The organism is Marinoscillum sp., assembly GCF_040222955.1.
GTDB lineage: Bacteria > Bacteroidota > Bacteroidia > Cytophagales > Cyclobacteriaceae > Marinoscillum.
The window spans coordinates 209,999-231,755 of record NZ_JAVKCA010000012.1 but is presented as its reverse complement, the minus strand read 5'-3'; the positions used below and the strand labels follow the sequence as shown (position 1 = coordinate 231,755).

Annotated in this window: 16 protein-coding genes; 8 read left to right on the top strand and 8 right to left on the bottom strand. The window is 44.4% G+C overall.

Annotated features, from left to right (window positions below; translation table 11 throughout):
- The first annotated feature begins 58 nt into the window (after positions 1-58).
- Positions 59-6,814: a T9SS type A sorting domain-containing protein gene (locus tag RIH33_RS12325; protein ID WP_406653194.1), complete on the top strand. Its 6,756-nt coding sequence runs from the start codon at positions 59-61 to the stop codon at positions 6,812-6,814.
- Between the two features lie 109 nt (positions 6,815-6,923).
- On the opposite strand, the gene RIH33_RS12320 is transcribed toward RIH33_RS12325, so the two are convergent.
- A complete protein-coding gene (locus RIH33_RS12320) occupies positions 6,924-7,460 on the bottom strand; it encodes a hypothetical protein (RefSeq protein WP_406653193.1) in 537 nt (178 codons plus the stop codon).
- A gap of 135 nt (positions 7,461-7,595) precedes the next feature.
- On the bottom strand, positions 7,596-7,820 hold the full coding sequence (locus tag RIH33_RS12315; protein WP_406653191.1) for a DUF3820 family protein: 225 nt from the start codon (positions 7,818-7,820) through the stop codon (positions 7,596-7,598).
- Positions 7,821-7,915: 95 nt separating this feature from the next.
- Between RIH33_RS12315 and RIH33_RS12310 the strand changes: the two genes are divergently transcribed.
- Positions 7,916-8,713 carry a DUF3108 domain-containing protein gene (locus RIH33_RS12310; RefSeq protein WP_406653190.1) on the top strand — a complete coding sequence of 266 codons (798 nt, stop codon included), beginning with the start codon at positions 7,916-7,918 and terminating at the stop codon, positions 8,711-8,713.
- Here RIH33_RS12310 and RIH33_RS12305 read toward each other — a convergent pair.
- The 4 genes from RIH33_RS12305 to RIH33_RS12290 form a co-directional block, all read right to left on the bottom strand.
- Positions 8,710-9,516, bottom strand: a complete 807-nt coding sequence (locus RIH33_RS12305) for a PhzF family phenazine biosynthesis protein (protein WP_406653189.1) — start codon at positions 9,514-9,516, stop codon at positions 8,710-8,712. The genes RIH33_RS12310 and RIH33_RS12305 overlap by 4 nt on opposite strands.
- Positions 9,500-10,027 carry a YdeI/OmpD-associated family protein gene (locus RIH33_RS12300; protein ID WP_406653187.1) on the bottom strand — a complete coding sequence of 176 codons (528 nt, stop codon included), beginning with the start codon at positions 10,025-10,027 and terminating at the stop codon, positions 9,500-9,502. Before RIH33_RS12300 ends, RIH33_RS12305 begins: the two co-directional genes overlap by 17 nt.
- Before the next feature lie 2 nt (positions 10,028-10,029).
- Entirely contained in the window at positions 10,030-10,959 is a 930-nt protein-coding gene (locus RIH33_RS12295) for an NAD(P)-dependent oxidoreductase (protein WP_406653185.1), read from the bottom strand.
- A gap of 223 nt (positions 10,960-11,182) precedes the next feature.
- Positions 11,183-11,488 (bottom strand): hypothetical protein, encoded by a 306-nt coding sequence (locus tag RIH33_RS12290; protein WP_406653184.1) that lies wholly within the window; start codon positions 11,486-11,488, stop codon positions 11,183-11,185.
- 100 nt (positions 11,489-11,588) lie between these two features.
- Between RIH33_RS12290 and RIH33_RS12285 the strand changes: the two genes are divergently transcribed.
- Together RIH33_RS12285 and RIH33_RS12280 are read left to right on the top strand one after the other, a co-directional pair.
- Positions 11,589-12,146: an EF-hand domain-containing protein gene (locus RIH33_RS12285; protein WP_406653182.1), complete on the top strand. Its 558-nt coding sequence runs from the start codon at positions 11,589-11,591 to the stop codon at positions 12,144-12,146.
- Between the two features lie 102 nt (positions 12,147-12,248).
- On the top strand, positions 12,249-13,433 hold the full coding sequence (locus tag RIH33_RS12280) for an acetyl-CoA C-acyltransferase (protein WP_406653181.1): 1,185 nt from the start codon (positions 12,249-12,251) through the stop codon (positions 13,431-13,433).
- Between the two features lie 67 nt (positions 13,434-13,500).
- On the opposite strand, the gene RIH33_RS12275 is transcribed toward RIH33_RS12280, so the two are convergent.
- Both RIH33_RS12275 and rraA read right to left on the bottom strand, forming a co-directional pair.
- Complete coding sequence (locus RIH33_RS12275; protein ID WP_406653180.1) at positions 13,501-15,726, bottom strand: PHB depolymerase family esterase; 2,226 nt, start codon at positions 15,724-15,726, stop codon at positions 13,501-13,503.
- Between the two features lie 249 nt (positions 15,727-15,975).
- Positions 15,976-16,455, bottom strand: coding sequence for a ribonuclease E activity regulator RraA (gene rraA, locus RIH33_RS12270; protein ID WP_406653179.1), 480 nt, complete (start codon positions 16,453-16,455; stop codon positions 15,976-15,978).
- Between the two features lie 461 nt (positions 16,456-16,916).
- Here rraA and fabG point away from each other — a divergent pair, with 461 nt between their 5' ends.
- From fabG to RIH33_RS12250, 4 genes are read left to right on the top strand one after another with little or no spacing between them, the layout of a single operon-like run.
- Positions 16,917-17,660 carry a 3-oxoacyl-ACP reductase FabG gene (fabG, locus tag RIH33_RS12265; RefSeq protein ID WP_406653178.1) on the top strand — a complete coding sequence of 248 codons (744 nt, stop codon included), beginning with the start codon at positions 16,917-16,919 and terminating at the stop codon, positions 17,658-17,660.
- A gap of 10 nt (positions 17,661-17,670) precedes the next feature.
- The gene (locus RIH33_RS12260) at positions 17,671-18,660 is read left to right on the top strand and encodes a 3-oxoacyl-ACP synthase III family protein (RefSeq protein WP_406653177.1); all 990 of its coding nucleotides are present in this window, start codon (positions 17,671-17,673) and stop codon (positions 18,658-18,660) included.
- 26 nt (positions 18,661-18,686) lie between these two features.
- On the top strand, positions 18,687-20,201 hold the full coding sequence (locus RIH33_RS12255) for a sodium/pantothenate symporter (protein ID WP_406653176.1): 1,515 nt from the start codon (positions 18,687-18,689) through the stop codon (positions 20,199-20,201).
- Entirely contained in the window at positions 20,194-21,663 is a 1,470-nt protein-coding gene (locus tag RIH33_RS12250) for a class I adenylate-forming enzyme family protein (protein WP_406653174.1), read from the top strand. Before RIH33_RS12255 ends, RIH33_RS12250 begins: the two co-directional genes overlap by 8 nt.
- The last annotated feature ends 94 nt before the right edge of the window (positions 21,664-21,757 follow it).

Genomic DNA, 21,757 nt, shown 5'->3' with positions numbered 1-21,757 from the left:
AGATACTGATGGGGCTGTTGATTTCAGCCTGAGCTTCACGGATGATGCGGGAAATGTTGTGGCAGGAGCATTAGATAATGGTGATCTGACGGCCGGTACGACTGTGACAGTAGACAACACCCGTCCGACGGTGGTTTTGACTAGAAATGCTGTGACCAATGGTAGTTTCAGCGGCACGAATGACAATGCAGTAAGTTTCGATATTTCCTTTGATGAGGATGTGAGTGGTTTTACATTGTCAGACATCATATTAAACCTTGGCGGAGCGACCATTAATGGAGTAGGAACGAATGGGTTGGCAGGAGACAATGGCGGTTTTGGGGCGAGTATAAGTTTGGCCACAGATGTTGCAAACAGTGACTATACACTTACGGTATCCAATGTAGCCGGAGATGGTACTTTGGGGATCACCTTGACAGCCAGTGCATTTACAGACAATGCTGGCAATCAGATGGCTGCGAATGCAACCTCCAATAGTTTCACATTGGATAATACCATACCAACGTTGCAAGCTGCTGTTAAAAACAGTAATACCCAAATCCGGGCTGAGTTCAGCGAAGTGGTTCTTACCAATGGCACCAATCCGACCGATTTCACGGTAGTAGATGAGGACGGAACGGCATTTTTAGTAAGTGGACAGGCAGATGGTAGTGCCGGTGACGTGTACATTGTACTCACAGTGGCGGATCTGACCAATGCTGAAGGTGACTTACTGGTCACTTATACCAATGCAAATGGTGAGATTTTTGATCCATCCCAAAATCAAGCATCGACCTCTGGAGCCATCACTATTGACCTCACAATGACGGAAGTAGTCACTTTGTTGGAAGATGCCACGAATACGGCGGATGGTGATGTAAATGGGGATAGAAAGGCTCTTTATAGGACGTCCGGTGCTTCTGACCCTTCGGCCGAGGTACCTGTTACAATTACTCCAGCCATTTCAGGCAGTACGATTACCATCTATAGAGATGAAACATTGCTTGACCCGGTAGGTGTACCGTATACAAATGTGACTACCAATATTCAGCCTACGGTTGCCGATTTCATGGCCGAAGAGGTGATAGATTTTGTGGGTGCTGATGACAATGGGGTGTTTACATTTTATATCACCGAGACAGCAGTCAATGGAGCATCGAGTGAGGGACCTGCTGTGAAGTACTCTTTAGCATTTCTTGATGACATCACCAATAGTGCCAATGTGACCACTTTTGCTGAGAGTAATGTAACCGGAACTACACTCACAATTAGTCACCCGGCAACGGATGATTTATTGATTTCAGGAAACGGTCTTACGAATTTCAACTATAACCCTGGAGGGAATTCATCAGTTAAGTTTTCCCCTATAGCTGCTGGTGCTGGTGCACATACGCTAAAATACCGATGGGAGAATAGCGATGGGGTTACCGCTACTTTTAATGCGCTTATAATGACGGTCAACCAAACAGAAAATGTGTTTGATTTGAATAGACAGGAGTTATCGTTTCAACAAGTGATGAGCTCGGGAGATATTTACTTATATGGTTCTGATGGTGTTTCTGATCCGACATATGATATCAATGGGGTTGATGGTACGGATGATGATTTTTATTTCCTTGAGGTTTATTATGTGGAAAATGGAAGTTCGTTGACTGGCTATGGAGATGTTGGAATAAGTGAAGCAGATGGAAATATTGTGAATAAATTAATCACCTATGTGCCGGGTGCTCCAACAGCTAACATTCCAACCTCTGTAGTTGATGGAGATTGGATATTTGATCCGTCCGCATTGGATTCAATTGCCGGAATTCCGAGCCGCGAAGTTGACACGCTTAAATTTGTGTCGGTACTCAGTCAGGAATCGGATGGTGCCTTGATTGTAAAAGATGAAGCCTTGGTTTACCTCTATCCGAATCCGGTAGTATCGTTTGATCATGCTGTCACAGGACAGAAACTAATCAATGATTTCTATTGTGCTGATGATGGTGATTTCAGGATTCAGGCAAGCATTTATACTTACACTGGAAGTGGAGGGGTAGATTCTACTGGGTATATCACTAACGGCTATATGCTCTACACAAGCTCAGATGGAGTGGCACCTTATGAATTGTTGGCAGACTCTACGGCAACTGGTTCTTTGGGTGTTGTTAATACGTTTGATCCAACTAGCGTTGATCCTGGTTATTATCAGATCGTGTACATTTCGAACCCACAAACAGTAGCATCAACTATTGATACGGGGCGCTTTGAGTTTAGGGTGTTGTCTGTTGCAGATGCACCAATGCTTGATTTGGCTTCTAACCCAGATTTGGATGCTATTTCGGCATTTGATAGCGGAACAGGAGAGTATATAATAGAATACTGTGGTGGTCAGACAATTGAAGATGTAGTAGTGAACTCGACAGGAGTTTCCACAGAATTCTTCAAATGGTACCTGGATGAGAACGGGAACAATGAAGTAGGAACTTCAAACCTGACAGGTGCGAATGATACTAATCTGAATGTCTTGAACGAATTCTTTGGAGGAAACATTCCGAACTCAAGAACAACCGTTAATTTTTGGATTACGGAGCTCTCTCACGTTGGTATTTCCGGAGCAAACACTGCTTCTTTTTCAGGTTGTGAATCACCATTGAGAAAGGTTGTGATTGAGATCTATGCTGTTCCTAGTCCAATTACCATTGTGGATAATATTTTGGCAACCGCTACCAATCAAACGAATCTTGGAAGTATTAATTTACTGGGAGAGGGAGCCAACGTAAATAGTTCTGGATATCTCTATGAATACTGCGAAGTTGGTGGTAGTTCTGCCAGTCTTGAAACCATTGTCATCAATAGCGGGCTGAATAATGAGGATTTGACAGAAACCTATTTCACGATCTACGATAGTGATGCATCTACGGCGCTGGCCACTTTTGATCCTTCAGATTTGGACGGTAGCAATAATTTGAATCTCGCAGAACTGGACTTGCTGGGTGCAACGGGGTATGATCCTGTTGCTGCCACTTCTGATACATTCTACATATCCAGAACAGACTTTGATAATGCAGTGGGTTCTGATCCTTACCCTTTTACCGGTTGTGAAAGTGATCTGCGTAAATTCATCATCAGTGTTTACCAGATTCCTGATGCTCCTGTAGACAGTAACTTTAAGGGTGGAGCAGGGAGCACCAGCAGACAAGCTTCGGCCGTGGATAATGAGCTGAATTATTACTTGTGTTTTGGTGAAGAAGAGGAGTTTATTCAGTTGGAATCTCCAGGACTCACCGGTTCAAAATATACCTGGTATCAGGATGATGGTACTGGAACTGCACCAGGTGCCGCACTTAATGCAGAAGCGTTTAACGGTCGATTGATAACGTTGGGTGAGCTGGAAGACCAGGGTGTATTTGACGATTCTGTGAGTTCCACATATACCTATTGGGTTACTCAAACCAGGAATGAAAATTCATCAACCGACTTCTATGGTTGTGAAAGTGATCCAATGAAAATTCTGGTAACTGTATTTCCTGATCCAAGTACCATTGCATTTGATGAAAGTGGTGTAAGGGAATTAGAGGTGAGCTATTGCGAGGGTGACCTGGGAGGTGTAGGTTTTGATATTACTGGTAATGCAAACGCATCATTTGGTTACTACAGTTCGAATGCCGCTGGTACAATTTCTTCATCTAGAACTTCTCTTTTCGGTGGTAGTATAGATCCTGATGGTCAGGTTGAGGTAACAGCTCAATCACTCTTGCTCACCAATGCAATTGAGGGTACTTATTATTTCTTGATTGCTCAAACCAATGATATCGCCCCGAATGGCTCTTCATTCCCCGGATGCGAATCTGAGGTTTCGGATATGGCTTATCTTACTGTTCATGTTTATGACATACCACTGGCACCGTCTATTGTGGATGCGACCATGGTGTATTGTGAGGGAGATGGCATCAATGATGTTGAGGTATCAGGGGAGACTGCTTCTACTTTTAGATGGTACCTGGATAGTGACAATGATGGCTTCCCTGATGACGCACTTAATCCATTATTTACTGAAACCCCAACAGGTGCAACATCCGTGGCAACCGCTTCGAATCTTGGTTTGCTTGGAGCCACCGATGGTGTTTATAGGTTTGTAGTAAGTCAGACGCAGGATATTGCTGCTGGAGTTGACGAATTCGAAGGATGTGAAAGTGCTTATACTAAATTTAGCATCACATTGTATTCAGTACCGGATGCACCAATAGCCAATACTCCAGCTCCTCAGTGTAACAGAGATGTGACCAGTACCTCGACTATCATTAGCTATTCCGGAATAGAGACCACAGCAGGTGAGACCGTGTTTAAGTGGTACAATGAAGATGATGTAGAAGTACAGCAAACGACTTTGACCAATCCGGTGCTGGGAGGACAATTCTCTGTGAATCTCGAAGGGTTTGTTGGTGATACCACTGTTTATGTAAGACAAATTACGAATATCATTGCTGGGGAGTCTTTCGCAGGGTGTATCAGTGAACCAACCGCCATTACACTAACAGTCGCACCTGTTCCTATAGTGTCTACACTGGCAAACAATCAAAGAATAGATGTGATTCAGGCCTGTGACGAACAGAATATTATTCTGGAAGTCACCATGGACAACCTTGATGTAAGTCAGGCTTCGTTTGTTTGGTCTGCGGGTAGAACTGCGGCTCAGGCAATTGAGATCGAAACTTCTACTCAAACGGATGTGGGTGTCAGGACCAGAAGGATCGAATTTGATCCCAAATCTGTTGGTGCAGACGGACTGGCTGCCGGGGATAATTACTTTGAAGTAAAGGTTACTGATAATAATGCTCCAACAGGCTTGACTGGTTGTGTTGAAACAGCCTTTATTACCACGGAAATTGGTACCACTCCACAACCGAAAATGAGATGGCTGGGGATTACAGAGGGGAATGAGACAACCTTTGTTTTTGGAGATAACAATCCCACGCAGAGTAATAACTATGACATTGCACTGATTGAACTTTCTGTTCCGGCTTTGAGCCAGACGGTAACGGTTACCAATGACGATATCCAGATTCAAACCCGAGATTCAATAGGGGTTGCGGGCTTGGTTTTCTCAGAGGCGGGTACATACGAGCTGAATTTGTTCTATCAATCCACATCGGGTTGTGTGGCTTCTATTACACGGTCGATTACTGTTTTGGACAAAATCACTGTTACGGATGAAGTATCATATGATTTTGAAAATGGTACCGCTGGATGGTATGCTGATAGCACCACGGTGGATGGCTTTGGGACTCGCTCCAATACTGTATGGGAATTGGGTACCGAGAGTGTGAATTACGCCAATCCTACCGATCAGAGTGGAATTAATTCTACTAATTATTGGGCAACCGGATTGGACACGGCGTATGCTTCCAATGAGGACGCGTGGGTTTACTCTCCCGCGTATGATTTGTCAGCTATGACTCAGCCTACGATTGGATTTGATCATGCACGGGAACTTACCTTTACGGATGGTGTCGTGGTTCAGTATTCTACAGATGATGGTCTTACATGGATTCTATTGGGTGATTATACCAGGCTTACCAATTCTGCTTCTGGTTTAGAGTGGTACAACAGTGAGGAGTTAAGTGGTGCTCCTGGGTTGGTAAACTTCAATTCAAGATCTGACGGATGGACAACCAATTCTGCATGGAAGTTTTCTGCTCACAAGTTGCCTTCAAACTTTGCTGAAGTAAGGTTCCGAATTGCATTGGGCTCCACAGCAGGTGACAAAGTGGACAACAGTAACAATGACTTGCATGGTTTTGCTTTTGATAATTTCAGAATATACAATAAGGATAAGTATATACTGATCGAGCAATTTTCAGACTTAGGGGCGTCTAGTCAGGCCGTAAGCACTGAGATTAAGACCCGTATTGATACGGAGATTAGTAGTGATGCTATCTGGATTAATTACTTTAAGGGAGAAGAGGATGAAGTGAGCCAGAGAAATCAATCGGATCCAGGTGCCCGATCTAACTTTTATGGTGTGGACAGTACCCCTGAAAGTTTACTTTCAGGTAAGACAGCAGAGGATAGCGATGTTGTGGGATGGAGCCTAAATAGTTACAAGGCCAGAGCTTTGGAAGGGGCTTTGTTTGAGATAGGGGAGATTACTATAGGCGGAGGGTCCGATGAATTGGTGATCACCACGTCGTTTGTTTCAAAAATTGACCTGCCTGCTAAGAGTGAGGTGTCGTTCAGGTTTGCTGTGATAGAAAAACAGATTACAGATCCTGACGTAATGGCTGCGAATGGCGGTCAGCCACTTTACAATGTGCTTAGAAAAATGCTTCCTAGTTCTGCTGGATTGACTTATTCAGGAGCAGTTACTGACGGTCAGAGTGTATTCTTTAACGGTGAAGAGTCTGTGAGTGTAAGCTGGGACATCTCCAACGTGTATGATGTGAATGAATTGAGTGTTGTGGTTTTTGTGCAGGTTGATAATGTGGGTGGTACCACTGCGAATGAACTCAATAAGCTGATACTACAGGCTGCGGAGAAAACGAACGCCGGTGTTGGAAAAGTGGTTCCTGTGTTAACAGGGCTGGATAACAGACTGGAGGATATTCACAATTTCGCGGTGTATCCTAACCCTGCGGACAAGGTGTTCAAGGTGCAGTTTGAGATTGCTCCAATCAATGACATGAAGTGGATACTGTACGATCAGGTAGGTAGAGAGGTGATTACAGGAGCTGTGAAGTCAGGAGAGCTGGAGATCGAAATTACCTCGGAAGAATTGCCAAGCGGGATTTATCTGATTCACTTCTTCAACGATCAGGAGAAGTGGGCACCTCAAAGAGTGATGATCAGGAGGTAATAATTTAATGGATTAAGACTTAAAAGGCCCGGGGTGAAAACCCCGGGCCTTTTTATTATTGGTATGTTCAAAGTTATTTCGGAGCGAGTTCCGCGAGAAAAAGGAAAACTCATTTAATGTGTAAATGATGAACGTGGTCTCGAATGTGATCCACTCTTTTTGTAATGTGTTTGATGAATTTGTTAAGTTCAGTTTCAACTATATAGACTTGGCCGTCATAAGAGTTAGATCCAATATCGTTTTTCGATTCCGCTGAATGCTTCTCAATGTCACTGCGAGTGGTACATTCTCCATGAAGAAAATGAATGAACTCTTTCAAACTGTATCCTGTCTCAAACTTGGATATTTCTTTCAAAGTTTTTTCTATTTCCTTGTCTTTGTTGAATCTGGAGGCTTTGGTTAACCGATCATATAAAACTGAGTCGTAATGATGAATATCATTGAGAAGCTCAATAACACTTATTCGATAATCCTTGTCCACGCAGAATTTAGAAAGCCCGTCATAACTATTCAGATTCTCTGCTTCCAAATCCCAATCGTAGCTGAGTTTATCTATTTCAGCTCCAAGGGAGTTTTGTTCATTTTCCTGTCCTATGGCCAGACAGGAGACCATTAGGGATAAAATACCAATACTGATTCGCTTCATATACCGTTTTTGACATTTTCTTAAACAAAATTCGCACCATTTTGAGATTCAGAGCCCAATTAGTGAAATTTTCAGCAAATATTGATCTTATGAGGCGGTAATAAAAGAGCTTTTCGATAGAATATATTCATAAGCTCATGAGTGATGTGGAGAATCTTTCAGGCCTTTCAGCAGATATTCTAGTCCGTTGAGCCTTATTTCATACATCGTATTGAGTAACATTCCTAGCTTCCCTTCGGGAAAGCCTTTTGTTCTGAACCAAATTAAGTAACGCTCGGGAAGATTGCAAATGGCCACACCTTTGTATTTACCGAAAGGCATACGATATGTTGTTAATTCCAAAAGAATACTCTTGTCCATAGATCGAAGATAAAACTATGTAATTGATGATTTGGCAATCAGCCTATATAAATTGGGCCTGGTTTTTGACTGATCTCGGATAAGCCCAAAATCCTATGACAAAGTTTAACTTAATTATTTTTACCCTTTTGGTGTCGCTCTCGGTAGTTTCTCAACCCAAGAACAACCTTGATTTCCCCCTTGGAGAGCAAATCACTTTTAAAATCTCCTACGGATGGTTTGCCCTGGGCGAGGCTACCATGTCCCTGGCAGATTCATTGATAGTACGAAATAACCAGACTTTTTATCACAGCTATATAGACGCGCACACCATTGGTCTTTTTAGTTGGTTGGGTGGTGTTCAGAACGAATATTGGGGGTATGTGAATACCAGTAACTACAAGACGATTGTTTCTGAGAAACATTTGGATGAAAGAAAGGGGAAGTTTGACCAGTGGAATACGTTTGACTATAACAAGATGCAGACTTACGTCAAAATGATGGATTACACGAAAGAGTACCCCAAAAAGGAAGTCACAGTGGATCTCAATGATAAATCTTACGACTTACATGGCACTTATATGTACTTGCGAAGTAAACTATGGTCTGGATTCAAGCCTGGAGAGTCTATTCTACTGAATACTTACTGGGAAGATAAGTTGTACGATTTTGGGATGGAGTATGGAGGTAAGGAGAAAATCAAATTTGATGGAGAAAAGGTGGAGGTTCATAAGTTTTATGGACTTTTTCCAATTTCCCGAACTTTCCCAAAAGAAAAAGCCGTGGTAGTATGGGTTCTTGAAAAAGATGGTATGGGAATTCCGCTGGTCATTGAGGCTGATATGAAAATAGGGAAAGTCCGTTGCGAACTGAAAGAGTATTCCATAAGAGGAAAGTCTCAACCTCTTTTTTAGCGTAGATAAATTGTGCCGGCATTGAGTTTATCATGGTCGCCACTTAGCCGTACCGTCGTTCCCTGCATCTTTAAGTAAAATTTACCACCTCTTTTGCTGAGTTGGATGGCTTCCATCTCTGTTTTATGGAGTCTGGAGGCCCAGAAGGGAGCCAGTGCTGCATGTGACGAACCGGTGGCCGGGTCTTCGAGTTGATGCACGTGAGGCACCAGCGTTCTGCTCACAAAATCGCAATGATCCCCTGGTGCCGTTACTGCGTATCCGAATATTGGAGAACTCCTCAAAATCTCAAAATTGGGACGCATCGATTTTACAGACTCCTGATTGTCCGTGAGTATGATGTTTTTATTGGACGTTTGATAATGACCCAGAATTGGTATTTTGAGTGCTTTCAGTAGATAGTCTTCAATCTTCAATTCCTCCACAACGGGGATGATTTCCAGGGTAATGTAGCACCGATCGTTTTCTACACCTCCTGATATAATCCCACCATTGAAGTGGAGATCAAAGTCAGTTATACCTTTATCATGAAGGCAGGCCACGGCAGCCATCGACCCGTGCCCGCACAGTCCGATTTCCTGATCAGGAGCAAACCACCTCACGTGCCAGTGATTGCCTTCTTTCCATAAGAAGGTGGTTGCAGGCTGCCATAAATCGGAAGCGATATCCTGCATTTGACGTCCGGATAGGGGATGATCTAATACCACTACCGTACTTGTATTCCCACTTAGTCCACTGACCTTGTCGGTAAAAACAGCGTAGGAAGAGAATTTCATTTCGTTCTTGTCAATTGAGTTTTCCACGGTTATTGTAGTCCTTTATGACCTGATTTAATAGCTTAAAATCGAGTTTTCCATTTTGATCTTTCAGGTGATGCACTATTGCCAAAGCTTTGTTTAACCTGCTCTCCGAGCTTTTAACCTTGCTAACTATGTATATGAGGTTTCGTTGTTTTCCTGGTGTTAGTTGGTGAAAGTACTCATTTCCTTGGCTGTCCTGGTCCAGTAAAACCATCAGTTCCTCCGGCATTTCCATTCCGTAGGTTGAATCATCCTGAGTTAATTTGACGGAGACCGAATGACCAACTTCCAACCCAAGTTTTTTGATGACGGACTGATTGATTAATATATACCAATAATCCTTGTGGGGCATCAGCCCACTGTGAAGGCTTGTTGTTTCGTTGATTTCACAAATAACCCGCCGGTTTTCACCTCTGATAAATTGCTCGGCTATCGGCTTGGGCACAGGAAGATGGAGCTCGTATACACTCGCATCTGTTCCAGAGAATTTACTGAGGGTGGTGTTGAATTCCATGACTAATATCCCTTACTAATGTCGACGAAAAGATGATTTCTTATCCCATTCTTCAAAGCATCCACGCTTTCTTCGAAACTCTTTTTAACATCATCGAATGTGGTGAGACCGGAATGATGAGGGGTCATCATGACTGCATTGTGATCCCAGAAAGGTGAATCGGCGGGAACGGGTTCAGTTTGATAAACATCCAAAACTGCTTTTCGCACATGACCATTTTCCAAGGCCCACAGGAGATCGGATTCCACCAACGATTTTCCTCTTCCCACATTCATGAAGAGCGCATCATGAAGCAAAGCAAAGAAAGACTTGTTGAGAAAATTTGTGGTAGTGGGAGTAAGAGGGAGTGCACTGATGACAATGTCATATTGCTCAAGCTTGGAGCGATGAATGTCTTTCATAGCAATGATTTGATGAAATGCCGGGTTTGAAATTCCCGAAGCATTGATACCAGCTATTTTTTCAACCAACGGGTAAAGGGCGGAAGCAATGCCTTGCCCGACAAAACCTGTGCCCAGAATTAATACTTTTTTATTATAAAGTACATTCAGGTTGGTACGTTTCCAGAAGTGCGACCGCTGATTGTCATGGGTAGGTACCACTGATTTAAGGTCTTCGAGAATGTAAGCAAGGCAATACTCGCCTATGCGTTTATCCATGTATCCCAGTGTGCGGGTGAGTATGACATCCGATTGAATGGTAGGTTGCTTCAGGTAGTCATCCACCCCGGCCCCAAATGCATGAATCCATTTGATTTCTGATAAGTCCAGATGATCAAACTGGTAAAAGCCTGCAATGGCATTTTTCCCGTTGAGGTCCTTCTGAACAAGAGATTCTTTATAAATGCATTTGGCGACATGGCCATAAGAGTTATTTACCAGTTCTGACAGCTGCTGACCAAACTGCCCGCAGGAAATCATGTCATAGACCATGAGTTTACGATTTTAGCTTTTCATGTGAAGATACAATAAGGGAATATATCTCTCCGTTGGTTTTACTATAAACAACAGAATAGGTTATGCAAACAAGTAGATCAAACAAAATAAGCCAGAGGGCGAGCAGGAGATATGAAGGTCTGGGTACCTTTCTTATTAAGCTATTTCGTAAGCATTTCGGATTGGTAAAACCGAGTTAAATTAAATGGGCAGTTTTGTGTTAAAACTGCCCTAAATCTTCACAAGTGAGACACGCATTGGCGTAACTGTCATACTCCTCATATCCTGGCCCTGGTTTACCCATTAGTGTAATGACTTTGTCTAATCTTACGGAATCTCCATTGTCCATTTCCAGAAAATAACCTTCCATGGTTTTGTTTAGCGCCGAAAGCTGACCTCTTACATCATCAACTTTGTGTTGATCATTGAAAAAGTGGATTTTACCAGAGGTATGAAGGGTTACCTGTGAATGGCAAAACTCAATGAAGTCGGGATCAACGGGAAGATATTTGTCCTTGTAGTTCATGATTCAGGTTTAGAGGGCAGCCTGCCCGTTAATTTTGGGTAAATTGTTAGAAATTCTCGTTCTTAATTGAGATTATTGTCTATACAAATAACTAGGGTAGATGGTTTCAGAGTTTCAGGAGAAAAAGTTAATTCATTTTTTTGGATTACTAGACTCTCACAAAAATGGATTCCTTCATGCGGATGATTTTTCGGAGATTGCCGAGCGCATAAGAATAGGCCTTGGCTATGAGGCAAATGGACCAAAGCATGTCTGGTTAGCGGAGAAATCAGCTAAGTTTTTTCATGCCCTACTGTTGGAGATTCCTCACAAGGACAACCAAAAGATTGCACGAAATGAGTGGGTTACGTTTGTTTCCGAACAGGTGATTGCGCAGGGAAATGAGGACGTGTTGGAGGAATTTCAGGAATTTATCATAGGCTTTCTGTTCGATTTATTTGATGACAATCACGACGGCTACATCTCTACGGATGAATATGTGGACATGTTTGTGGTATATGGTATAGATATCAAATACTCTGCTAAGTCCTTTATCAAACTGGATATCAACAGGGACGACAGACTCTCTCGAAACGAGCTCCTGCATGCCTTTGAGACATTTCTTCTGTCCAACGATCCCAATCAGCCCGGAAATTGGATTTTCGGAAATTGGGAGTGAAGTAGTTGCAGGCCTTAAATAGTCCACCCCCTAAAAAAACACTTTGCGGAGAATTCCCTTCTTGTGTTATTTAGCTTTCGGCTGAAATAACCAAAATCCAAAATGCAAGAAGTTTATATTTTATCCCTTTCCAGGACTCCTATTGGTAGTTTTGGAGGTGTATTATCCAGCCTTTCGGCCGTGGAGTTGGGGGCCATAGCTATACAGGATGCACTGAAAAAGTCTGGCCTCGAGGCTTCGGAGGTTCAGGAAGTGTTCATGGGAAATGTGATTTCATCTAACCTTGGTCAGGCCCCTGCAAGACAGGCGGCCCTAAAAGCCGGATTGGGAACGAATATTCCATGCACCACAGTCAATAAGGTGTGCTCATCGGGCCTTAAGGCCATTATGCTTGGTGCTCAGTCTATAGCCCTCGGGCAGGCTGATGTGGTGGTGGCAGGAGGCATGGAGAGTATGTCCAATGTACCGTACTATGTGCCCAGGGCCAGATTCGGTTACAAGTATGGACATGGAACCCTTGTAGATGGACTACAGCACGATGGGCTGTGGGAGGCGTATCACGATTTTGCCATGGGCAATTGTGCAGATCATACGGCCAAAGAGATGAAGATCACCCGGGAAGCCCAGGACGAATACGCCATAAGGTCTTATAAAAGGGCAGAGTCAGCAACAGAAGAGGGGAAATTTCAGCATGAAATTGTTCCCGTGGAGATTCCTCAAAGGAAGGGCAATCCATTGATTATCACAGAAGATGAAGAGTTCAGAAGTGTGAAGTTTGACAAGATCCCTTCTTTGAATCCTGTGTTTTCAAAAGAAGGTACCGTCACAGCAGCCAATGCCTCTAACATTAATGATGGTGCATCTGCAGTAGTGTTGATTAGCAAGCGAAAGATGAAGGAGTATGGTTTGAAAGCTCAGGCGAAAATTCTTGGTTATGCTGATGCAGCTCAAGAACCTCTTTGGTTTACTACATCGCCTTCTTTGGCCATCCCCAGCGCTTTGAAAATGGCAGGGATTGACCAGAGTTATGTTGACTATTATGAAATCAATGAGGCTTTTGCCGCTGTGGCTCTGGCCAATATGGAACTACTTAACCTGGACGAAGGTAAAGTAAATGTCTTTGGTGGCGCAGTGGCCTTGGGGCACCCATTGGGGTGTTCGGGAAGTAGAATCCTCACCACACTCAGCTCTGTCCTCAGTGATAAGAATGCTCACATAGGGGTGGCGGGTATTTGCAATGGTGGGGGTGGTGCTTCTGCCATGGTGATCGAGCGAGTCATATCTTAATAAATCCGGGGACAGCAGCCCTGCTGCTGTCCCCGGATAAATGATCTCTAGAGGAGGTAGGTGATCTCTAGTGAATGATTAATTTTTGTGTTTGACGTTGATGACCGGTCTGTAGTACCACGGTATAAATTCCTGGTGTCCAGTCCCCTAAGGAGATACGCTCATCCATTTCACCGACAATGGCTTTTTGGTAAACCATCTTTCCGGAAAGGGAGTAGATTTCCATGATACCTGCCTGATCGCCTGCATCTGAAGTTACTCGGAGGTAATCGGAGGCCGGGTTGGGGAAGACGCTGAAGTCAACTTTTCCAGACTCCATTGTCATACCCTGAGTCGCCTGACGAGAGGAAGATCCTGTACTGATGGAAACGATAAATCCAACGTCAAAAGTGGAGTATGAGATATTGTCATACCACAGATTTCCTCCACTGTACACACTGGAGTATGTATACCTGATGGAAGCGTTGGTTATTTGGAATGTATATACCGAATTATTGGATACAGATACCGGCTGACTCAAGGTGATGGATTGCCATCCGCTGCCCTTGGTGACACCCGATTGCTGGTAAATAGGGGTGCCGGTTGTCGTGTTTCCATTGAAAATTTTCAGAGTAGATCCGCTGATAGCATAGACCAGATTAGCTTCTATTTCAACGATTTGACCATTGGCAATAGCGGTGAAGGACTGCCCCATATTATGGGCATTTCCATAAGTGAATATGCCGGTTCCCGTGAGCTGCTCTATGGTCACTATGGTTGAAGTTCCGCTGGTGGTGGCACTTACCGCTGAGGTATAGGCAGACGAGCCATGGGAGTTCTGCGCTTTTACTCTGTAGAAATACGTGGTTGAGGCGCTGAGTCCTGTATTGGTATAGCTCGTGCTATTGGCACTCAGCGTAGCTATCACTGAATATGAAGAGCCGTTGGTTGAGCGTTCTACCACAAAGTTATTTTCATCGGATGAGTTATCCTGCCAGGAAAGCCCAATACTCGAGGCGGTAATGTTGGAGGTGGTAAGCGCTGACGGTGCTGCGGGCGGATTGGAAGATCCCCCGGATGAGGTAGTAGCACTTACAACCCCACTGCTGGCGGTGTTGCTGCCGGCATCCTGTACCACGATCTTGTAATAATAAGTAGTGGAGGCGGCAAGGGAAGCGTTAGAGTATGAGGTGCTGTTGGCAGCCAGCGTAGCAATGGTACTGTATGTTCCACCGGAAGAGTTTGAACGCTTGACCAGATACGCACTTTCAGTCGTTTCATTGTCAGTCCAGGAGAGGTTGATCTGAGAAGATGAAACGGCTGTGGCCGTCACGTTGGTGGGAGGAGAGAGGGTCACCGGAGGAGCTCCCGTGATACCAAAAAACTCCACAGACCAGTAAGAAGAGAAAAAATTGACATCTGAGGCATATGAGCCTGTGTTGCCACCCTGGGTTTCTCCACTGCCCGGATCGATGGCTATGGCGTGTCCCATGCCACTCATGCTATAAGTGACCACTACAGGGTTGCCTGAACCGTCTCTGTATTCTTTTCTGCTTACCACACTATTGCCCTGGAAAGCACTATTTTGTGCATCTGCCGTTTGATCTGTACCGTGCACGTTGGTCCACTGCTCCATGATCTCATTTTGATTCATGTAGTACACAGTGTAGTCAGAGGTACCATGAAACACTCCAACGGTGGGCCAGGGGCCTGAGTGACTGGAGGCATTTCTTACGCTGTTTCCAAGTTGAGTTGGGGTTTGGTTGACATTGCCATACATGGCCTGAAAAGCTGAATTGCTGCTGGTGGCTACCTTGTAAGGGAGTCCAGACATTACGGCACCGGCACTAAACACATCCGGGTAGGCAGCCAGCATCACGGTGGTCATGGCCCCGCCGGCAGAAAAACCCGTAACAAATACCCGACTGTTATCAATTGAGTAGTTGTTTTTCATGTAGTCTGTCATGTTTTTGAGGGAGGCTGCTTCACCGGATCCGCGGTTGATATCACCTGTTTCAAACCAGTTGAAACATTTGGAGGAGTTGTTACCGCTCTTTTGTTCGGCGTAGATCAGGTGAAATTTGTAGGTATCGGCCAGGTTGTTCCAGTCGCTTTCGGAAGCATAGGTGCTGGCTGATTGCGTGCAGCCGTGTAGCACTAAAACTAAAGGGGCGTTTGCGGGCATATTCGCAGGTGTGTACCTGTACATAGTCAGGTTTCCCGGGTTTGACCCGAAATTGGATACTTGAGTGAGTTGTGACTGGGCAGACAAGACGAAGATGCCCATCATGAGAGAAAGGAATAATTTTTTCATGGGTTGATTTTTGGTTGATGATTTACCAAGTTTTCAATTTATCCCCATGAAAATTATCATTTGTTGAAAAAACAGAAGGTTGACTTTCTAAAAGAGCGGGCTTCTTTTTTTAGCGAAATGTTCATGTACTTTGAGTGATCACAAGTTGTGACTCATGAAATAGCTTGTCGACTTTGCGAGTATTGGAGCGTGATAATTTTAAATTATTTTATTGGAAACGTATGTTTTTTGTCAAAACAATAATTTGAGCTACAACAATGACGACTCACTTACGATAATTCCATCCGCATCGCTGTACACATACTGGCCGGGGATGAAATTCACCCCGGCGAAATTCAGTGAAATATCTACCTGCCCTTCGTTTCTTTTGATGCTTTTTACCGGACAGGTATTAAGTGCTTTTATTCCTATTGGCATTTGACTTATCTGAGTGCTGTCCCGGATGCTGCCGTAAATGATTAAACCAGACCAATGATTGTCCAGAGCCAGTTGAGCCAGTTGATCTCCCACCAGAGCGCATCTCGTGGATCCACCTCCATCTACTATCAGCACTTTTCCCTGACCATTCGTTTTCAATAGCTCCCGCACCAGGCTGTTATCTTCAAACAGTTTCAGCGTAACTATTTGGCCGTGGAAGCACTGAGCCATTCCATAGTTATTAAAGACCGGCGCAGCACATGCTAATGTATCACCATGAATATCCCAAAGGTCAGATGTGGTAAAAGTCATGATCGTTTTTATTCAAAATTGGAGGGAATTAGGAGATTATAGTGCTTCTGGAGCGAATTATCGGGGTATGACTATTTATACAAAAATAAAGTAATGAATCTGTATGTGGCTTTTTTTTTGGCTTTGACAAGTAGTGAGGAGGTATTTTGTATAGCTCATTGCACCGTTGACTTATGGGTGTGACCTTTTGAAAATGTGACAATGAGCATCCTGGCTGCTTTTAATGAGTATTTTGAAAGTCGTGATTACTTTACTAAGCATTAAGTATCTCATTCACAGCGTGATAAATGTTGATGAGAGTCCAATGTATTCAAAAGTCCAGAGACATTTAATGAAAGTCCGTCTTACCGCATATTTTCAAAATGGTATTTTTAGCCAATCAAATTTAAAAATTTCTAAATGGAATGGGCGAATGATGAGATTGTCATTAGCTATTCATTAAATAACGCTAAAATATATACATGAGCAAGTTAAAGGACAGAGTAGCCATTATTACAGGAGGAGCCGCAGGCATCGGCCGGGCGGCAGTAGAAAAATACTGTCAGGAGGGCGCTATTGTGGTGATTTGGGATGTGAATGAGGCTGCGGGGAAGGAGTTGGCACAAGCCCAGAACGACAATGGCCATCAGGTGATTTTCCGCAAAGTGAATACAGCGGATCCTGAGGAAACAGAGGCGGCCACACAGGAGGTCATTGCACAGTTTGAGAAGATAGACATCCTCATCAACAATGCCGGAATCACCCGTGATGCCACCATTCGCAAAATGACCTTTGAGCAATGGAGCCAGGTTCTAAGCATCAATCTTTCCGGCGTATTCAATTGCGTGAAAGCTGTCAGCCCGTTTATGATTGAAAAAGCCTATGGGCGCATTATCAATACTTCGTCTGTGGTGGGTTTGTTTGGCAATTTTGGTCAGACAAACTATGCCGCTACCAAGTCAGGAGTGATAGGCATGACCAAGACACTCGCCAAGGAGCTGGGCAAGTATTCCATTACCGTCAATGCCGTGGCGCCTGGTTTTATTGCTACAGATATGGTGAAAGCAATGCCTGAGAAAGTAATAGAAATGATGACGAGTAAAACACCCCTTGCAAGGTTAGGTACCCCAGAAGACATAGCCAATGCCTATGCCTTTCTAGCCTCAGAGGATGCTTCATTTATAAGCGGAGCAGTATTAAGTGTAGATGGAGCAGTAACTATATAAGACCAGATTCATGAGAAAAGCAACAATAACCGGAATAGGCTCCTATGCCCCAGAACAGGAGATCCCCAATAGCTATTTTAACGACCTGCTAGGTGAGGACGTAGACACCTGGCTAAGACAAAATGTAAACATTACCACCAGAAGGTGGTGTACTGAGGATGAGTCTGTGGCTGACCTCTGTGAGGCGGCGGCTCGTCAGGCCATTGGTGAGGCTGGCCTGGAGCCGGGTGACATTGACCTGGTGATACTGTCTACAGACACCCCGGAGTACGTCTCTCCATCCACGGCTTCAGTCATTCAGGACCGGCTTGGATTGAAGAATGCCGGAACTTTTGACCTGAATACCGCATGTGCAGGGTTTGTAACAGCCATGGATGTGGCTGCCAAATACATCGCTGCAGATGAGCGATACCAGCACATCCTGGTCATAGGCGGATATGCCATGAGCAAGTACCTCAATAAGCATGATAAAAAAACGGTAACCCTGTTTGCCGATGGTGCAGGAGCAGTGGTGATGTCTGCCAGTGCTGAGGAAGGAAAGGGATTTCTGGCCAGCGACCTTAAAACCGAAGGACAATACAATAGCTGGATGGGCATATATGCCGGAGCTACTCACCAGCCCGTGACAGAAACGGTCCTCAAAAATCATGACCATCAACTCAAGTTCGTACACAAATTCCCAAAAGAGCTGAATCCAAAAATGTGGACAGAGATGGCTGAGGATATCTGTAAGCGAATAGGGGTGGTGCCTAATGAAGTGGATCACTACTTCATCACCCAGCTCAATTTTAACTCCATCAATGAAACCATGGACAATCTGGGGGTAAGCAGAGACAAGGCCCATATGGTCATGGATAAATACGGCTACACCGGGTCGGCCTGCATACCTATGGCCCTGCATGATGCTTATTTGCAAGGGAAGCTGAAAAAAGGCGATCTTTTGCTTTTTATAGGCTCAGGAGGTGGATTGGCATTCGCTGCGGCAGCCATTCGTTATTAACTTGTACCCAACCCAAATACCTATTAATGAATAACCTGGCTTCTTCAGAACAGATCTTTGCTACCTGGATCGTGGTGATTCTTTACATGCTCGTCATCCTTTTTTTTGTAATCAGGGGGGCATTGAAGATCAAGAGCATGAGCGATTATGCGATTGGCAGCATTAGTTTTTCCCCCCTGGCAGTGGGCCTGGCTCTGGCTGCGTCTATGACCAGTGCGGCCACCTTTATCATCAATCCCGGATTTATCGCTTTGTATGGCTTAAGTGGGGTGTTGTCCTTCGGTATTGTGATGCCATTGGCCATTTTTTGTTCTCTGATATTACTGACCAAGAAATTCAGAAAATCCGGCAGTCATGTGAAGGCATTAACCATGGCCCAATGGATCGGCAAGATGTATCAAAGCCAGAACTACGCCATCTTCTTTGCATTTATCTCTTTATTGCTGGTCACGTTTATCGTGCTTATTTGCGTCGGGTTGACTCAGGTACTCTCCAGTACCCTCAATGTTGAACCGGTCATCGTACTGCTATCCGTGATTGTGTTCGTATTTGGTTATATGATGTTTGGGGGAGCCAATTCAATGGTATATACCAATGCCATTCAAGCCACGCTGATGTTTGTGGTGGCAGTGATACTGCTCTTCTCCGGGATGGAATATTTTCAGGATGGGCTTGGTGGCTTTATGAAAAAACTGGAGTCCATTGGGCCACACTATGCCAGTCTGACCAATCCTGACAGCTTTCTTTTCAGAGACTTTTTTGAAATCATATTTTGCCAGGCGGTGATAGGAATTGCCATCGTGTGCCAGCCTCATATTATTACCAAGTCACTTTTGTTAAAGGATGAAAAGGATGTGAACAGGTACCTGGTTGTCGGTATATTGGTATTGCTGGTGTTTTTTCAAGTAGTATTTGTAGGTCTTTTTGCCAGATTTCATTTCCCTGATCTCACAGTCAATGGCGTACCCATCCCTATGGATGGTATCGTGTCGGCTTATGTGGTGAGTGAATTTTCTGTCTACGTAACCATATTGGTAGTATTGGGTTTGATCTCGGCCGGGCTGTCCACACTGGAGGGACTTATTCAGTCCCTGAGTGCCACACTTACGGGAGACTTGTTCAATCCCCTTTTTGGGAAAATATATGATCCTGCCAAGAGGGACAAACAAGAGATTTTGGTGAATAAATTGATGATTGTGTTTTTGGCCATCATCAGCTTTGGGTTGTCCTATCAGCAACTAAAATCGCCTAACCTGAGTGTAGGGATTTTTGCTCAGAATGGTGTGTATGCCTACTTTTCATCGGCATTCGTTCCGGTGCTTTTTGGGATGTTTCTAAAGAATGTTAGACTGAAAACAGTATTTACATCTTCTGTTGTAGCCTTTCTGGTTCATTTCACAGTGTATTACGGTCGCTTTTTGCCCTATATGAAAGAGACAGTTAACAATCCAGCCATTGCCAGTACGGCCGCTCTGATCGTTTCGGTGATTGTTGGCTTGTCGATGCATTTTTATCTAAAACCTTCTCAAAGCCATGTATAGAAAGGATTGGGCATCGAAATGGGCGGAATACACACCCAACAAGGTGGCAGTGAAAGAATACCGACCTGCCAGGAGCCTAACCTATCAGGAGCTGAACAATCAGGCTAAAGCGCTTGCTCATTACTTTACTCATGATATGGGAGTGCTGAAAGGTGAGCGCTTGATGGTATTGGGGGAGCATAGCATTGAGTACGTGATGTTGTTTTCAATGACGCAAAAAACCGGGATCACACTGGTGCCGGTTAATTTTCGACTTTCAGCCAGTGAAATTGATTATCTCATTTCGGACAGTGAGCCGAGGCTTTTGATTGCTGAACGAAAGTTTGAAGGTGTGGTGGCTGCATTGAAGGCCGATATTAAAGTGCTGTGGCTGGAGGATCTCGCCAGTCAACAACAGGCGCACCATGAATTTGAAGCAGTGGAGCTGGTAGAGGATCATCCGGCTTTTATTCTCTATACCTCTGGATCTACGGGTTTCCCGAAAGGGGCCATCTATTCTCACAAGATGCTCCTCTGGAATAGCCTCAATACCAGCCAAAGCCTGGAGATCACTCCAGCTGACCTTACGATCAATTGTATGCCTCCGTTTCACACAGGAGGGTGGAATGTGCTGGTGACACCTATGCTACACCGCGGAGCGACCATAGGGCTTATGAATAAGTTTGATCCGGATTTCCTGCTGGAATTAATGGAGCTGGAAAAATCGAACCTTTTCATGGGTGTGCCTACCATGCTCAAGATGATGGCTGACAGTGAGAAGTTCAAATCGGTGAGTCTGGATGCCATGCGTTACTTTATAGTGGGGGGGGAAGCCCTGCCGCTTGAGGTGATCGATACCTGGCATCGAAAAGGAGTGAAGATCCGACAGGGCTACGGGCTGACTGAGGTGGGCCCAAATCTTACTTCTTTGCATCAGGACGATGCGGAGCTGAAAATCGGCTCTATTGGAAAGCCGAATTTCTATGTTGAATATAAGATTGTAGATGAGGAAGGCAGCAGAGTCGGACCAGATGAAGTGGGAGAGTTTTGTCTGAAAGGGCCAATGGTCACTCCTGGTTACTGGAGAAATGAGGAAGCCACTCAAAAGACGATTGTAGACGGATGGTTTCATACTGGTGATTTGGTGAAGGTGGATAGTGATGGATACCTGTATGTGGTGGATCGGAAGAAGTGTATGTTTATTTCGGGTGGGGAGAATGTATATCCGGCAGAGATAGAGCGGGTACTTAGAGGGCTATATGGTGTGGATGAAGCGGCAGTTATAGGGGTGAAGGATGTCAAATGGGGTGAAGTGGGCAAGGCCTTTGTGACCATGAAGCAGGGGTGTTCATTTTCTGAGACATTGCTCAGGGAACATTGTGCCAATCACCTGGCCAAATTTAAGGTGCCACGGTACTTTGAGGTACTGGATGAGTTGCCAAAAAATGGGAGCGGAAAAATTGATCGGAAAAATTTAGCTTAACAATATGTGTCGGTTTAGAGAAGTATTAGCCATTTGTTTTACTGTGATGTTGCCTTTTTTGACACATGGGCAAAATCCCACCAATGTGAGCGAA

Excerpts from the sequence above, each read along its gene's own strand:
- RIH33_RS12250 (WP_406653174.1), top strand. The coding sequence starts at position 20,194 with ATGTATAGAAAGGATTGGGCATCGAAATGGGCGGAATACACACCCAAC.
- RIH33_RS12285 (WP_406653182.1), top strand. The coding sequence starts at position 11,589 with ATGGTTTCAGAGTTTCAGGAGAAAAAGTTAATTCATTTTTTTGGATTA.
- RIH33_RS12315 (WP_406653191.1), bottom strand. The coding sequence starts at position 7,820 with ATGGACAAGAGTATTCTTTTGGAATTAACAACATATCGTATGCCTTTC.
- RIH33_RS12260 (WP_406653177.1), top strand. The coding sequence starts at position 17,671 with ATGAGAAAAGCAACAATAACCGGAATAGGCTCCTATGCCCCAGAACAG.
- RIH33_RS12290 (WP_406653184.1), bottom strand. The coding sequence starts at position 11,488 with ATGAACTACAAGGACAAATATCTTCCCGTTGATCCCGACTTCATTGAG.
- RIH33_RS12275 (WP_406653180.1), bottom strand. The coding sequence starts at position 15,726 with ATGAAAAAATTATTCCTTTCTCTCATGATGGGCATCTTCGTCTTGTCT.
- fabG (WP_406653178.1), top strand. The coding sequence starts at position 16,917 with ATGAGCAAGTTAAAGGACAGAGTAGCCATTATTACAGGAGGAGCCGCA.
- RIH33_RS12300 (WP_406653187.1), bottom strand. The coding sequence starts at position 10,027 with ATGGAATTCAACACCACCCTCAGTAAATTCTCTGGAACAGATGCGAGT.
- RIH33_RS12310 (WP_406653190.1), top strand. The coding sequence starts at position 7,916 with ATGACAAAGTTTAACTTAATTATTTTTACCCTTTTGGTGTCGCTCTCG.
- RIH33_RS12255 (WP_406653176.1), top strand. The coding sequence starts at position 18,687 with ATGAATAACCTGGCTTCTTCAGAACAGATCTTTGCTACCTGGATCGTG.
- RIH33_RS12295 (WP_406653185.1), bottom strand. The coding sequence starts at position 10,959 with ATGGTCTATGACATGATTTCCTGCGGGCAGTTTGGTCAGCAGCTGTCA.
- rraA (WP_406653179.1), bottom strand. The coding sequence starts at position 16,455 with ATGACTTTTACCACATCTGACCTTTGGGATATTCATGGTGATACATTA.
- RIH33_RS12280 (WP_406653181.1), top strand. The coding sequence starts at position 12,249 with ATGCAAGAAGTTTATATTTTATCCCTTTCCAGGACTCCTATTGGTAGT.
- RIH33_RS12320 (WP_406653193.1), bottom strand. The coding sequence starts at position 7,460 with ATGAAGCGAATCAGTATTGGTATTTTATCCCTAATGGTCTCCTGTCTG.